The organism is endosymbiont of Lamellibrachia barhami (genome assembly GCF_011947365.2).
Lineage (GTDB): Bacteria > Pseudomonadota > Gammaproteobacteria > Chromatiales > Chromatiaceae > QGON01.
The window spans coordinates 3469072-3483172 of sequence record NZ_JAAVSH020000001.1; the positions used below are offsets into that span (position 1 = coordinate 3469072).

The 14101-nt window shown below is 53.5% G+C and carries 15 protein-coding genes; 11 read left to right on the forward strand and 4 right to left on the reverse strand.

The features are described 5' to 3' along the window. The first annotated feature begins 209 nt into the window (after positions 1-209). From G9Q73_RS15930 to G9Q73_RS15935, 3 genes are read left to right on the forward strand one after another with little or no spacing between them, the layout of a single operon-like run. The gene (locus G9Q73_RS15930) at positions 210-1403 is read left to right on the forward strand and encodes an MFS transporter (protein WP_304956609.1); all 1194 of its coding nucleotides are present in this window, start codon (positions 210-212) and stop codon (positions 1401-1403) included. Between the two features lie 16 nt (positions 1404-1419). Further along, entirely contained in the window at positions 1420-1662 is a 243-nt protein-coding gene (locus tag G9Q73_RS20250; RefSeq protein WP_304956610.1) for a hypothetical protein, read from the forward strand. Beyond that, positions 1659-3341, forward strand: a complete 1683-nt coding sequence (locus G9Q73_RS15935; RefSeq protein WP_177420653.1) for a bifunctional protein-serine/threonine kinase/phosphatase — start codon at positions 1659-1661, stop codon at positions 3339-3341. Before G9Q73_RS20250 ends, G9Q73_RS15935 begins: the two co-directional genes overlap by 4 nt. 261 nt (positions 3342-3602) lie before the next feature. On the opposite strand, the gene G9Q73_RS15940 is transcribed toward G9Q73_RS15935, so the two are convergent. Then, positions 3603-3923 (reverse strand): hypothetical protein, encoded by a 321-nt coding sequence (locus tag G9Q73_RS15940; RefSeq protein ID WP_177420654.1) that lies wholly within the window; start codon positions 3921-3923, stop codon positions 3603-3605. Positions 3924-4178: 255 nt separating this feature from the next. On the opposite strand from G9Q73_RS15940, the gene G9Q73_RS15945 reads away from it, so the two are divergent. Then, a complete protein-coding gene (locus G9Q73_RS15945; protein ID WP_177420655.1) occupies positions 4179-4916 on the forward strand; it encodes a response regulator in 738 nt (245 codons plus the stop codon). Continuing rightward, positions 4913-6241 (forward strand): ATP-binding protein, encoded by a 1329-nt coding sequence (locus tag G9Q73_RS20585; protein ID WP_177420656.1) that lies wholly within the window; start codon positions 4913-4915, stop codon positions 6239-6241. The genes G9Q73_RS15945 and G9Q73_RS20585 overlap by 4 nt, the downstream gene beginning before the upstream one ends. 23 nt (positions 6242-6264) lie before the next feature. Here G9Q73_RS20585 and G9Q73_RS15955 read toward each other — a convergent pair whose 3' ends face one another. The 3 genes from G9Q73_RS15955 to G9Q73_RS15965 form a co-directional block, all read right to left on the reverse strand. Next, the gene (locus G9Q73_RS15955) at positions 6265-7407 is read right to left on the reverse strand and encodes an outer membrane beta-barrel protein (RefSeq protein ID WP_178941529.1); all 1143 of its coding nucleotides are present in this window, start codon (positions 7405-7407) and stop codon (positions 6265-6267) included. 439 nt (positions 7408-7846) lie between these two features. Then, positions 7847-8290 carry a thrombospondin type 3 repeat-containing protein gene (locus tag G9Q73_RS15960; protein WP_177420658.1) on the reverse strand — a complete coding sequence of 148 codons (444 nt, stop codon included), beginning with the start codon at positions 8288-8290 and terminating at the stop codon, positions 7847-7849. A 97-nt stretch (positions 8291-8387) separates the two neighbouring features. Further along, complete coding sequence (locus G9Q73_RS15965) at positions 8388-9095, reverse strand: DUF2202 domain-containing protein (protein ID WP_177420659.1); 708 nt, start codon at positions 9093-9095, stop codon at positions 8388-8390. Positions 9096-9443: 348 nt separating this feature from the next. Between G9Q73_RS15965 and G9Q73_RS15970 the strand changes: the two genes are divergently transcribed. The 6 genes from G9Q73_RS15970 to G9Q73_RS15995 all read left to right on the forward strand — a co-directional run bounded on the left by G9Q73_RS15970 (position 9444) and on the right by G9Q73_RS15995 (position 14098). Further along, on the forward strand, positions 9444-10103 hold the full coding sequence (locus tag G9Q73_RS15970; RefSeq protein WP_246345316.1) for a TetR/AcrR family transcriptional regulator: 660 nt from the start codon (positions 9444-9446) through the stop codon (positions 10101-10103). Positions 10104-10180: 77 nt separating this feature from the next. After that, positions 10181-10411 (forward strand): sulfurtransferase TusA family protein, encoded by a 231-nt coding sequence (locus G9Q73_RS15975; protein ID WP_177420660.1) that lies wholly within the window; start codon positions 10181-10183, stop codon positions 10409-10411. Between the two features lie 97 nt (positions 10412-10508). Then, positions 10509-11036 (forward strand): sulfur carrier protein DsrE2, encoded by a 528-nt coding sequence (gene dsrE2 / locus G9Q73_RS15980; RefSeq protein ID WP_177421488.1) that lies wholly within the window; start codon positions 10509-10511, stop codon positions 11034-11036. 215 nt (positions 11037-11251) lie between these two features. Then, a complete protein-coding gene (locus G9Q73_RS15985) occupies positions 11252-11566 on the forward strand; it encodes a hypothetical protein (RefSeq protein ID WP_177420661.1) in 315 nt (104 codons plus the stop codon). 99 nt (positions 11567-11665) lie between these two features. Next, positions 11666-12931, forward strand: coding sequence for a TolC family protein (locus G9Q73_RS15990; protein WP_177420662.1), 1266 nt, complete (start codon positions 11666-11668; stop codon positions 12929-12931). A gap of 3 nt (positions 12932-12934) precedes the next feature. Continuing rightward, positions 12935-14098, forward strand: a complete 1164-nt coding sequence (locus G9Q73_RS15995) for an efflux RND transporter periplasmic adaptor subunit (RefSeq protein ID WP_218649974.1) — start codon at positions 12935-12937, stop codon at positions 14096-14098. The last annotated feature ends 3 nt before the right edge of the window (positions 14099-14101 follow it).

Sequence of the window (14101 nt, forward strand, 5' to 3'; positions counted from 1 at the left end):
GGTCACTTAAAACACGCTCCCGAAACCGAGAATTGCGCACTGCTCCAAAATCGAACGAAGCTGGCCCTGCGACGCACCGACTTTGGGCCATTTCATGATGTTTGAATAGGTTTGAATAGCATATTCATTAGTAAAAACAATAGGATATAGTTTTGGCACGAATATCGCTTATGACTTGGAAATATCTCATTTTCCACAAGGAGTAACGCATGTCGGAAAACAAGCTTGGCCTTTTATCCTTCACCGGAAAGATAAAGACACTTCACCTCACCTGGTTCGCCTTTTTCCTGACCTTCCTGGTCTGGTTCAACCATGCGCCACTGATGGCTTCTATCCAAGAAACCTTCAACCTGAGCATGCAGGAGGTGAAGGCGCTGCTGATTATCAACGTGGCGTTGACCATTCCGGCGCGTATCATCATCGGTATGTTGGTGGACCGATTCGGGCCACGGGTCACCTTTTCGACCCTGCTGTTTCTATCAAGCTTCATCTGTTTCTTCTTCGCCATTGCCGACTCCTATACCGCACTGCTTGCCAGCCGTTTTGCCCTGGGCTTCGTCGGCGCGGGTTTTGTCATCGGCATCCGCATGATTGGTGAGTGGTTCCCTGCCAAGCAGGTGGGTGTGGCCGAAGGGATCTACGGTGGCTGGGGCAACTTCGGTTCCGCTGCCGCCGCAATGAGCCTGCCCACCGCGGCCCTGATGTTCGGCGGAGATGATGGCTGGCGCTATGCTGTCGCTTCCACCGGCGTGATCACCCTGGTCTACTCCTTCATCTACTACAAACTGGCACGCAACACACCGAAGGGGTCCACCTACTTCAAGCCGAAGAAAACCGGCGCCATGGAGGTGACCAGCAAGGGCGACTTCTTCTTCTACCTGGTGATGAACATCCCCATGTATGCGGCACTGGCTGTCCTGACCTGGAAACTGGGCCCGGATAATCTGAAGATACTGGGCGCTACTGCTGCCAGCGCTATCTATATCGGCCTTGCCGTGCTCTATGCCTATCAGACCTCACAGGTATGGCGCATCAATAAGCACGTATTCAAGGAAGAGGTACCGGAGATTCATCGTTACAAGTTCAAGCAGGTGGCGATCCTTGATCTCGCCTACTTCGTGACTTTCGGCTCAGAGTTGGCCGTGGTTTCAATGCTGCATCTCTTCTTCAAAGATACCTTCGACCTGAGTATTGTGCAGGCAGGTTTGTTGGCTTCTGGTTTCGCCTTTATGAATCTGGTGGCACGTCCCAGCGGCGGACTATTCAGCGATAAATTCGGTCGCCGCAAGATGCTCAGCCTGCTCATCGTCGGTCTGGCCATTGGTTACTTCATCCTGAGCCAGATCACCTCCGGCTGGCCGCTTGCTCTGGCTGTGATCGCCACCATGTGTGCAGGCGGGTGAAGGCGCGGTGTTTGCCATGGTGCCTCTGGTCAAACGACGCATGACCGGTCAGGTGGCCGGCATGGCCGGTGCTTACGGCAACGTGGGCGCGGTTACCTTCCTTACCGTCTTCTCCTTTGTGTCACCTCAGATCTTCTTTCTGGTGATTGCTGGTGCGGCGATTGTCTGTCTGGTCGCTGTTCAGTTTCTGGATGAGCCCGAGGGTCACACTGCCGAAGTGATGGAGGATGGCAGTGTGCAGATGATCGAGGTGAGTTGATTGGTACTGGGGGTAATGGGGTCGGAGTCAAGGAAGAGAATGACGACACCTGCAACGTCTGTATACCAGAAGACAACCTGCTCCTGAGCAAAGGGGTTGCTGCCGCCATCGCCGACGGGGTCAGCTCCAGCGAAGGTGGGGGACGGGCCAGTCGGATCTGTGTATCGGGGTTTCTCTCCGACTACTTCAGTACCCCTGAATCCTGGACAGTCAAGACTGCGGCCGGCAAGGTGTTGGGCGCACTGAATCGCTGGCTCTGCGGTCAGGGACAGTCCGACTACGACTCAGCACGGGGCATGCTGACCACCTTCAGCGGTCTGATCCTCAAGTCGACCACCGCCCACATCGTGCATATCGGTGACTCCCGTATCTACCACTATCGCAATGGCAATCTGGAACAGATCACCCGCGACCATCGTGTCTGGGTTTCCAAGGAGAAGGAATTCCTCTCCCGCGCCGTCGGGGCCGATCCCCACATCGACATCGACTACCATGCGGTGGCTGCGGAAGAACACGACAGCTTTATCTTCACTACCGACGGGGTGCACGATTTCCTTACCCGTCGTGAGTTGTTGAAAATTCTCGACAGTCATGCCGGTAACCTACAGGCCTGCGCTAATGCACTGGTGGAGACGGCACTGGAAAACGGCAGTAGCGACAATGCTTCCTGCCAGATCCTCCAGATATTAAAACTTGCTCAGGAGACTGAGGCAGATATCTTGCAACGGGTATCCGATCTGCCCTTCCCCCCCGATCTTCAACCAGGAATGAAGATTGACGGCTACGAGATCCTGCGTGAGATGCACGCCAGCAAACGTAGCGAGGTATTTCTGGCGCTGGATATCGAGTCGGGAGATAAGGTGGTGTTGAAGACCCCGTCGGTCAACTATCGGGATGATGCAGACTATCTTGAGGGCTTTCTGCACGAGGAGTGGGTGGGTCGGCGTATCCACAATGCCCATATCCTGCGCATTCTCGAACCCAAAAAACGCCACTTTCTCTACAACATCGCCGAATACGTGGAGGGGCACAGCCTGGGCCAGTGGATCAAGGACAATGGCCCCGCTGACCTGCATCAGACCCGCACACTGGCGGAACAGATCATCAACGGCCTGAGAGCCCTACACCGAATGGAGATGTTTCATCAGGACCTGAAACCCGACAACATACTGATAGACAACCACGGCACTGTAAAACTGATCGATTTTGGCTCAATCCGGGTTGCTGGCATGGACGAAATCGACAGTGAAATCGACCATACTGCACCCCAGGGAACCCTGGACTATGCAGCGCCGGAATGCCTCCGGGGAGAAGCCTGCACCCACGCATCAGACCTCTATTCAGTTGGCGTCATCCTCTACGAGATGCTGACAAAAAAACTCCCCTATGGAGAGAGCGATGCGCCAAACCCGAAAAAACGCCTGAACTACCGGCCTGCACGCCACTATAATCCGGAGATTCCCACCTGGGTCGATGGAGCGCTGGAGAAAGCGGTACACCCCCAGCCCGTAAAACGCTATCAGTCTTTATCCGAGTTTCAATACGACCTGGAACACCCCAATCCGGCATTCGGAAATCTCGCTCAGCTACCTCTTCTGGAGCGAAATCCACTGCGTTTCTGGCAGATTCTCTGTGGCCTGTTGTTTCTGCTCAATCTGTTTCTGATATTCAAGACCTGATTCTATTTCTCCTCCCAGACAGGTGGAGTGATCAGACTGGTTCGGGAGATACCCGATAATTTGGCGGGTGCCGTTTGGCTTGGAGATCAACCGTCCTGTCTCTTAAAACGATAGATTCTGTGTGCTGAATCTTAGGGACAATCAGGTAATTTGTTGAGTAAATACTTGGTGGCGCACATAAGGTCAGATTGTATGTTACGGGCTGAGCAACCCGCAGTAATAACTGAAGGGTTAAAGAATCGTTAAATGTCCAGAAGCGTTTTAGCGGTCACGTCCCTTTCCGCGACCAGTGCTCTGCTGATGCATTTGTCTGCCCTCTGATTGCTGTCTTAAGTTGGCTGCAGCACCACCTGTTTTCGAATGGGAGGCATGTTCACGGGCTGCCCTGCGAGACTCATACCTCATACCAAACCAAGTCCATGAAGCGCCCCTCTCCGGCATTTTCAAACCCTCTTGCGCAGTCACAGCTTTGAGTGTGTCGGCCTCGTCTTCCAGCAAGACATCACCACTGTTCTGCGCATAGGCATTGGTCGCCAGCATTAGCGCCAGCATACAAACCAGTCTGTTAGTCAATCGAAGCATTGCCGAATCCATACCGCATCAGATATATCTCAAAAACCATTTTCAGGTAAACCAACCTACGCCCACAATCGAAAATGAATGCGTGTAACCTGTGATGTTCACCTATAATTTACCACAGTAAACCTATATCTTAATGGCCTTTCTCTATTGGGTTATATTAACCAATGCTTGTATCTGCTTCATTTCTCAATGGACGAAAATTGTTACAGGTTGTTTCATTGCAATCGATCTCACAGTAGTTTCAGGAACCGCTAAATGAATAATTCCGTTGAAGCCAGCCCTCGTCTGTTGGTGGTGGACGATGACCGGAAGTTAAGGGAACTTCTCATTCGTTACCTGGGACAGGAGGGTTTCGCCGTCCACGGCGTGGAGGGTAGTGTGGCGATGGATGGGTATCTTGAGAGAAGTCAGGTTGATCTGATCATTCTCGATCTGATGATGCCCGGAGAAGACGGTCTATCGATAGCACGTCGTCTGAGAAGTAACGGCGAGATCCCGATCATCATGTTGACGGCACGAGGAGAAGATATCGACAGGATCATTGGGCTGGAAATGGGTGCCGATGACTACCTGCCAAAACCTTTCAATCCACGGGAACTGCTGGCCAGGATCCGTGCGGTTTTGAGGCGCCGGCAATTGCCTGGACAATCCGATCGAGCTGCAGAGACGAAAGAGTCGTTCAGTTTTGGGGACTTTACCCTCGATTTCCAGACCCATGTCTTTAGCAAAGGCGGAGAGGAGATACCCCTCACCGGTGGCGAGTATACGCTGCTTGAAGCGCTGGCCAGGAGTCCGAACAGGGTGCTGACACGGGACTACCTGGTGGAAACGCTGAAGGGATACGAGCGCATGCCCTATGATCGAAGTATCGATGTGCGCGTAACACGCCTGCGCAAGAAAATCGAAGCGGATCCCACCAATCCAAGATATATCCGTACCATCTGGGGTAAGGGCTATATCTTTACGCCAAAGGGTAACGTGCCAAGCTCGTGAGTCCGGCCAAATTCACTCAAACGCTATTTGGTCGCACCGGATTGACGATCACTTTGGCATTTCTGGTTTTTTCCCTTTTTGCCGTGCTGGTGAATGTAACGCTGATTCTTAGACCCATCGAACGTCAGGCAGCGGATGACCTGGCTGCGCTGATCGAATTATCGACAAAAACCTGGGTTGAGCTGCCTCCGGCCACCCGTACCGACTTTGAACGTGAGATGCGCAAGAGCCACCAGTTGCGAATCTACGAGGCCGAAAACCAGATTGCAGAATATGAAGATGACAAGGCCTATCTGATAGCGTTGGTTGATTCATTGGAGAACCGGATCGGTAAGCCGGTGCCACTGCGTAAAATGAATTTCAGCGATGATTGGCTATGGGTCGATATCCCGATTGCAAGCCGGGTACTCAGGATTGGGTTTGAAGCAGAGAGGATGGAGGTTCAGATCCCCCTGGCCCTGGTGCTGACCGTTGTCATGGGGACCTTGATCGTCACCCTGGTTTCTCTGGTATTGGTACGGCGAATTACCAAACCCCTGGCGCGACTGGTGGAAGCAACTACGACGCTGGGGCAGGCCCAGGATCATGTGCAGGTTCCTGAAGAGGGGCCGAGCGAACTTGCCGAACTGGCAAGAGGTTTCAATCGCATGCATACACAGGTAAGGGAGCTTCTGACTAACCGCACCACACTGCTCGCCGGAGTTTCCCACGATCTGCGCACTCCCATTGCCCGTGTTCGTCTCGCGGTGGAGTTACTGCCGTCTGAGCAGAAATCGGAGCTGGAACAGGGAATTCTCGACGACTTGGAGGAGATGGACAATCTGATCGGTCAGGCGATGGAGTTTGCCCGAAGTTTAGGAGACTCCAGCAAGGTGATGACTGTCGATGTCGGCGCACTGTTATTGGAGATCGTTGAGGGGTATGCGCGGGGTGGCCATGCTGTGAGATTGACCGCCGAGTCAGGTTGTGTCGGGGAGCTGTCATCGAATGCTCTGCGCAGAGTCACCACCAACCTGCTGGATAACGCAGTCAGATACAGCCATGAACAACCGGTGGAACTGTCGTGTGAATCTGACACCGGCAGTGTAATTATCCGCATTGCCGACCGGGGGCCGGGTATACCGGAAGCATTTCGACGAGTTGCCTTCGACCCTTTCTGGCGAATGGAGTCATCCCGTAATCCGAGCACCGGGGGCAGCGGCCTGGGATTGGCGGTGGTCAAGCAGCTAAGTGATGCGAATGGTTGGGAAATCAAACTGGGTGAATCGGTAATCTACGGCGGCCTTGAAGTCACATTACGCCTGCCGCTCTCAACAGATGAGTAGTCCTGTTGCATCTCTCCGAAAAATCAAAGAATGATGTCAAGGCTCAGCAAAATACGCTTCATCGTATAGTCGTTGGAGCCTACTTCACCAATCGGACTCCCACCTCCGTCCGTCCGGTTCTTCGACCAGTCTGCCTGTGCGCGAAGCGAGGCGATTTCCCCAATCTGATAGCTGGCGGCCACACCTGCCAGGTTTGTTTTATCTTTCCTGGTGGTATCGAGGTAGTCGAACAGGGCAAGCCCGGAAAACAGGGAGAGATGAGTGTTGGCAGTCAATTGATAGGAGATATCCAGGTCAAGAGCGGTTTCCAAATATCCGGAAGAGTCAATGAGGGTCGTCTCGTTGAGCGTTCTGTCACTTGAGAGTGACAGTTGCCACTTCTCTCTGGGTTGCCAATATAAGTTGAACGCAAAATCAACGGCGCTGAGCCTGCTGAACTCCGGTTCTTTATACTCTTGTCCCAACCAACCCAGATAGGCTTCAAGATCAAAGGTATCACCCTGTTTCAAGTGTATCCCTACCGCACTGCGGATGCCGTCGGAATCGCGTTGAAAACCCGCGTCATCAGTAGCTTGTTGATAGATCCGCTGTTCGCCGGATGCCTGGAGAAACCACGAAAGATTTTTTGTGTAGCGCCGTTCCAGTCGAAGAGCGATGCTCCTGATATCCCGATCACGATCACCATTGTAAACCGGCCCTTCCAGGCTTTCGCCATCTTCGTAGCGCCAAGCCTCCTGGGTTATGCCGGCACGCAGTGTGTAATTCCCACGCAGGTGAAGAAGTCCAACACTTGCGTCCTGAATATCGTAGACAACGGGGCTTAAGGTTCGTCGAATGTCGTTCGGAGAAGTTCGCTCTTCGTGTTTCAAATGGTACCCGGTTGCCAGCATGAAATGAGTGGTGCTGCCGGCAGCGACATACGCACCGAGTTTCAACCAGCCATCCGTATAGTCTTCTAGGGAATTATTTCGGTAGAAAGCCGACTCGACACCTAGATCCAGAGAGAGACGTGCGGCATCCATGTCGAATTCAACGGCGAGAGCCGGTGCGATGATGGCAGTCCAGTCGGAAACAGCGAAGGAGTCATCCGCATATATATTATCGTTATATCTTTCTTCAAGTTCGAGGGAAAAAGAGAGGTTGAGATTATCGCTTTCCTTCGGCATCGAAGGTGTTTCACTCGCATAACCACGAAAAGATAGTGTGCAGAATAATAAGATTAACCGAATCCAGGGTACCCGATTCGCGCGGAAGCGTCGTTTATTCATCTATATATTCAGGGGCCGCACCGAAAGGAGACATATAGAAACAAAACGCCTTATGAAAGAAACCGGCCAGAAACAACCTCCTGGTCTCGTAAACGCTACATCCATGCAGCACTACTCAAGCATAGCGAAAAATCTCAACCATCGTAACCTATTGATAGCAAGGTGGCTTGAGATCTCTCCCTGTGGTCGAGATGACAGTAACTCAATTAATCAGAGGTTTCTTAACGGGTCAGCTACAGTACCTGCTCTTACGCACTATTAGGCTGAGTTGCCATCGACTTGGCATGCGTCTGAGCGGACTCGACAGAGAACATCAAGTGGATTTATTTCAAAGAGATCAGGAATTCCTATTTCCCACCGGACATCCAGATGCATCGGTCTTGATACCGCGCGGGGTATTGGGGCACCTGTCACGATAATCAGGGGTACCGTCGCGGTCGCTGTGTTTCGGACAGCCGTTGGGGGCGATTCCCATGCTGAGCGTTTGGGGTGTGTCTTCCGGGCAGTAGTCCCGGCTGTTGACGATACCGTCACCGTCGTTGTCAGGCTCACAGCCATGGGCATCCACCGGATAGGCCCGTGGGCCAGATTTCAAACGTTCCTGATTGACGGCTGTGGCGTATTTGAAACCGGCCGGTATTTTTTTCAACTGGGCAGTATTTGGGCAGCGATCCAGGGCATCGACCACTCCGTCATGGTCGCTGTCGGACTCAACGGCATTAACACTTCCCGCAATGAATGCAGCAAGCAGAAACACAGTGCCAAAGGGTTTCTGACTCATATCAGGTCTCTTTTGAAGGTAAGGACGGTCACGATGCGGAGTGCTGAAATTCCAATCCACATCGCAACCTCTTCGATAGCGTGGAGAGCGTGCTCCATTATCGACTCAAGATCGCATCCACATCTTCCTGGCTCAAGTATTGGGCCTGGTAATTGCCAACACCGATGACTGCCTCGATCTGGCCCACATAGGCGCGCAAATGGTTCTCTGAGCCGTCAGTAAGCGAGCGATAGGCATTGATCAGTCCACGTTCATCAGTGTAGTTGAGACCACAAGGGTCGTTATAACCTGCGTCCACCATCACTTGCGGGCAATTAGCGATGTCGTGCATATCCAGTTCTTCGATAAAGGCGCCAACATAGAGCGCCTCCATCTCACTATCAGCGGCTCTAGCAGTGAGCGCCGCGAACTTCTCGTCGAAGTACCAGCCCCACTCTTCACCGGTGAACACGCCGATGCTCTCCGGCAGGTTGTTGGTATCCGGGTTGGGATCTTCCAGGTCATACTGGGCCAGCTTGTCGCGCATGGTATCGGCGTGAGTCTGCTCGGAGGTGGTGGCGATCTTGTTGAACACGCCTTGATCGGGATACCACTCCGCGAGTCTCAGGTAGACATCACGTGCCAATTTTTCCTCTTCCCGCATGAAGGTGAGATGAGAGGCTTCATTGGCGTCTAGCCCAGAGGAGCCACCACCTCTGCTGTTGCCACCGCTTCTGCCTTTGCCGCCACCCGCTGCGAGGACGCTGGTTGAGATCAGGACGACTGCGATGGAGGCAACGATAGCGGTTTTAATTTGGCTTTTCATAGAGTTGTTTCCTCAAAGGTCTTTATGGACCAGACTGTTTGGTGGTGAATCCAGCGTTCGCCAGAGATGCCACATAGACTAGGAAACAAAACCTGCTTCAGGGGTTTCAAGGTGTTGCACTGAGAGGAAAATGGTTTCAGGATGTTACTGCGCGGCAAATAATCTGTTGCAAATGTTTCAGGACGCCGAACGGTGAAACACAGCAGGTGGATGAGTACAACGAGGATCTTTTGCGCAATCAGGTTGTGAGGATCAGGCTCTGAGCAACAATTTACCGTCTATCGCAGACCCTTCCTGACCACAAGATACAGCCGGTATAGATGATGCCACGCCCTGCATTTTCAGCACATGATAAAAATAGCACTTGACTTGACCGACCGGTCTATTATACTTCACACCATGAATGCTGAGCACGACACAAGAACCCGTATCCTCTCCACCGCCCGTGAACTTTTTCATGGCAGGAGTTATGCCGACGTGGGCATCAAAGAGATTTGCGACCTTGCGAAGGTGCAAAAGGGAAGCTTTTACCATTTTTTCCCTTCCAAGCAGGATCTGGCCATGGCGGTCATTGATGACATGGCCGATGACTGGGCACACGGTTTTGTGGCTGAGGCCTTCGACCAGAATCTTCCACCGCTTGAGCGCCTCGACTATATGATCGATGCCGCTTACTACTGGCAGAAGGCGGCCAAGGATATCGATGGCCGCATGCCAGGCTGCCTGTTCGGCAACCTGGCCCTCGAGATCAGCACCCGCGACGATGTGTTACGGGCCAAACTCAATGCGGTTTTTGATAAAGCCAGTAAACGTTTTCACGAAGCCCTCGATCAGGCAGTTGAACTGGGTGAAATCCCCCCTCTCGACAGCGAGGCCACCGCTGCAGCCATGCTCGCCTTCCTCGAAGGCATCATTCTGCTGGCAAAAACCAGGAATAACCCTGAAGTGATTCGCGACCTGGGTCCTGCCATCAAGACACTTCGCATCGAGTTGGCCCATCCAAATTAGCGAACTATATTTTTTACCCTTCACGTTGACCGACCGGTCATCTATGAAGTAATCACATCCATATTAAGGAGAAAACCATGACAGGAGCAACACACACATTGGACGCAAGAGGCCTGAACTGCCCACTCCCTATTCTCAGGACAAAGAAGGCAATAGCTGCATTGGCCTCTGGAGAAATTCTGGAGGTCACTGCAACAGATCCCGGATCAGTGAAAGACCTGGACGCATTCTGCAGCCAGACCGGCCACGAAATGGTTTCCCATGAAGAGACAGCCGATGGGTTTGTCTTCCTCATCCGCAAAGCATGATTCTGCTAGGAGAAAAGCAATGAACACTACCGCACCGGTTCTCGATATGCCGACGAAAGATCTCGATGCCTGGTTCAACCAGCGCTTCGACGAGAAGATGGCTGAACGCGAAGCAGCCCACACCCCATCCATGACCATTATCGCCACCAAGGGAACCATGGACATGGCCTACCCGCCCTTCATTCTCGCATCAACGGCGGCTGCACTGGGATGGGATGTTTCAATATTCTTTACCTTTTACGGATTGAGCCTGTTGAAAAAGCAGCTGGATCTCAAGGTAAGCCCACTGGGCAATCCCGCCATGCCTATGAAATTGCCGGAGGGACCTTCATGGATAAGAGGTAAGGAGCTGCCCATCCCCACTTCCATCATGACGTTGGTCCCGGGTTTTGAAAAACTGGCAACCTCTTTGATGCAGAAGACCATGGACAAGAAAGGTATCGCACGCATTAAAGAGCTGAGAGAGTTATGCGTCGAAGCCGAAGTTAAACTTGTCGCCTGTCAAATGACCGTTGATCTTTTTGACCACGACCAAAACGATTTCATCCCGGAAATTCACGAATGGGTTGGAGCCGCCAGTTTCCTGCCTCGGGCGCTGAAGGCCGATGTGAACCTATTTGTCTGACAAGCGGGGGGCATTGCCCCCTTTTATCACCCAAGTATCCGCCCTTCTCCCATTGAGCATTTCAATGATCAAAAAAGCTTGGGCACGTTGAAAATCTCGCTGCACGCTGAACTTTTTTCTCCAGACGCCACACGCCGGCCTCTTACCGTTCTCAGGTTGACTAACTGGGTCACACACTCTAGATTGGCCGTACAACTAGATTCCCTAAGGAACCCATGCTCCGTCGTCTATTAATCACATGGCTTATCGTCTCCATCCTCGGTTACGGGATGGCGTTGGCTGCTGATGTGCACAACAAACAGTCAACGGATCAAACCCACGAGATTGGCGATAACACAACGCATCCTGCCGATATGGACGATGCGGGCGACAGCGACCACTGCTGTCACGGGGTCATCCATCTACTGGGATTAAACCAGGCTGAAGCGATCAAACTGTCAGCCGATCATGGTATTTTGCGGACTCCTTATCCTGTTTCAAGCGTCTCCTCTCCCCCTGCGTCTCTTTTCCGCCCTCCAATCTCTGCCTGATTTTCGTCTCACCTCACCCTGCAATAAACCTGCCTGCTGTTTGCCGGATCAGTGTTTGTAACAGGTTCTCTTTGTTAACGAATTTACGGGACTCCGGTTATGTCATTCTCCATCTGCAGGCATGCAGGCCTGTTCGCCTGTTTATTAACCTTTACTGTCTGGACACCCGCTGCGAATGCCAAGGGGCAACCACCCCAAGACGTGGAAGCTCAACAACTGTCTGCGATCGTCTACCATGCACTGGAATCAAACCCGGAGATACAGGCAGCTAAAGCCGCCGTGAACGCCGCTCAGGCAAGGCTTGCAGGCGCCGGGCTGCCGCTGAATAACCCTGAACTGGAACTGGAGGCTGAACGCACCGACATCAGTACCTACACCCTCGGCATCAGTCAGACCATTGACTGGTACAATAAACAGGATGCCATGGAGCAGGCTGTGCAGGCGGAACTGAATGTTGCCCGAACAGAGGTTACGGCCCTGAACCTGGTGAAGTCAGCGGCGCTTCTCAAGGCGATAGGCGGGATTGCCACCCACCGCGAGATCACCACACTCTCCAGGCGCCGCACCGGGATACTGGAGCGCTTCTCTCAACTCGCCGAACAACGTCATGCGGCCGGTGACATCCCCCAGGTGGAGCTGGAACTGGCACGTCTCTCACTTGCAGAGGCTGTCATGCTACATGCCGGAACTGGCAGCGAACTCATCCAGGCAAAAAGCGACTATTTCAGCCTCAGCGGCCAGACACTCAACGACAACATCAGGTTACCTGAGCAGCTACCAGCCAGCCTCTCCAGCACGTTGGATGAAGAGGCGCTCGTGCGGAATCATCCCCAGGTGCAAGTTGCGTTGCTGATGGCACAAGCTTCCCGGCAGCAGATTCATGCTGTGGATCAGGAGCGTAAGGCCGACCCCACATTCGGTTTGAGAGCGGGACGCGAAGAGAGTGAAAACCTGCTTGCCCTCACCTTCTCCATCCCCCTGCAGCTCAGAAACAATTTCCAAAGCAGTGTGAATGCCGCTCAGGCAGAGGCGCTGGCAGCGGAACAGGAGGCGCGGCAGACCTACCGGAACCTGTTAATCCGTCTCAGGAGCGCACGGGAGCATTATCTGCTGGTTGCCAATGCCTGGTCCCTGTGGGTCTCCCATGGGCGCAGCAGTCTGCACCAGCATATCGATCTGCTGGAAGCCCTGTGGCAGGCCGGAGAGATGAGCACCACCGACTACCTGTTACAGGTGCAACAGACACTGGATACACAGATCGCCGGGGTCAGACTCCAGGGTGATCTGTGGAGCACCTGGATCGATTGGTTGGGCGCCTCTGGCACCCTGAACGCGTGGTTGAACAAAACATCGGAGGAGCAGTAAAACATGTCTATTCAACAATGGATTCAATGCCTGCTTGTCCTGGTCTTTCTTTATGCCAATCCCCTCTATTCCGCAGATGAACATGACCATGACCCTGCCGAAAAGTCGACAGAAGCCGGACACAACGATGAAGATGGTCATGACGAGGAAAACCGCATTCATCTGAGTGATGAGCAGCGCCGCAGCGCCGGTATCCGCGTGGAGACCTTGACCCTTCGCCCTATTCCTACTGAAATCGAAGCCCCGGGGGAGATCCTGCTCAATGCTTACGCATCCAGTCAGGTCACGCCACGCATTAAGGCCCAGGTTATAAAGCGCCATATTCGCCTCGGGAATCCCGTTTCTGTGGGAGAACCCCTGGTTACGCTCTCCAGCGTCGCTATGGCAGAGGGCCAAGGCGCCCTGCTGGTCGCCGCCCAGGAGTGGCGAAGGGTGAAGAAACTGGGCAAGAAGGTGGTTTCAGAGAGACGCTATCTGGAGGCTCAGGTGGCTTTTCAACAGGCCCGCGCCAAACTGTTGGCCTATGGCCTGACAACCGGCCAGACCGATCGGTTGGTCACAGGAGACGCGATCCGTCAGGCAGACGGCCGCTTTACCTTGCTCTCGCCCCAGGCCGGTACAGTCATCCGGGACGATTTCATCATCGGGCAGATGATAGAACCCGGTGAACTGTTGTTCAAAATCACCGACGAATCCAGACTCTGGGTTCAGGCCAGGGTCAATCCGAAGTCAGTACCTCACATCAACATGGGTGCGCCGGCCCGTGTGCTGGCAGGAACGGAATGGATAGAAGGCAAGGTCATCCAGGTACATCACGCACTGGATGAGACCACCCGCACCCTGGCGGTTCGTCTGGAGATCCCCAATCCGGCGGACCGGCTCCATCCCGGTCAGTTCGTGACGGCCAGGATCAAGACCGGCGAGTCGGGGCAGAACGCCCTCACCCTGCCACTGGATGCCGTAATGCGTAGTCCCGATGGGGATTGGCAGGTCTTTGTAGAAGAGGAACCCGGCGAGTTCGAACCCAAAGAGGTCGAGCTGCTCCGGCAACTGCCCGGTCTGGCTGTGATTGGTGGACTGAAACCTGGAACCCGCGTGGTCACGCAGGGCGCCTTCTTTGTGCAATCGGAACTGGCCAAGTCCGGTTTCGAAGTCCACAACCATTGAGGG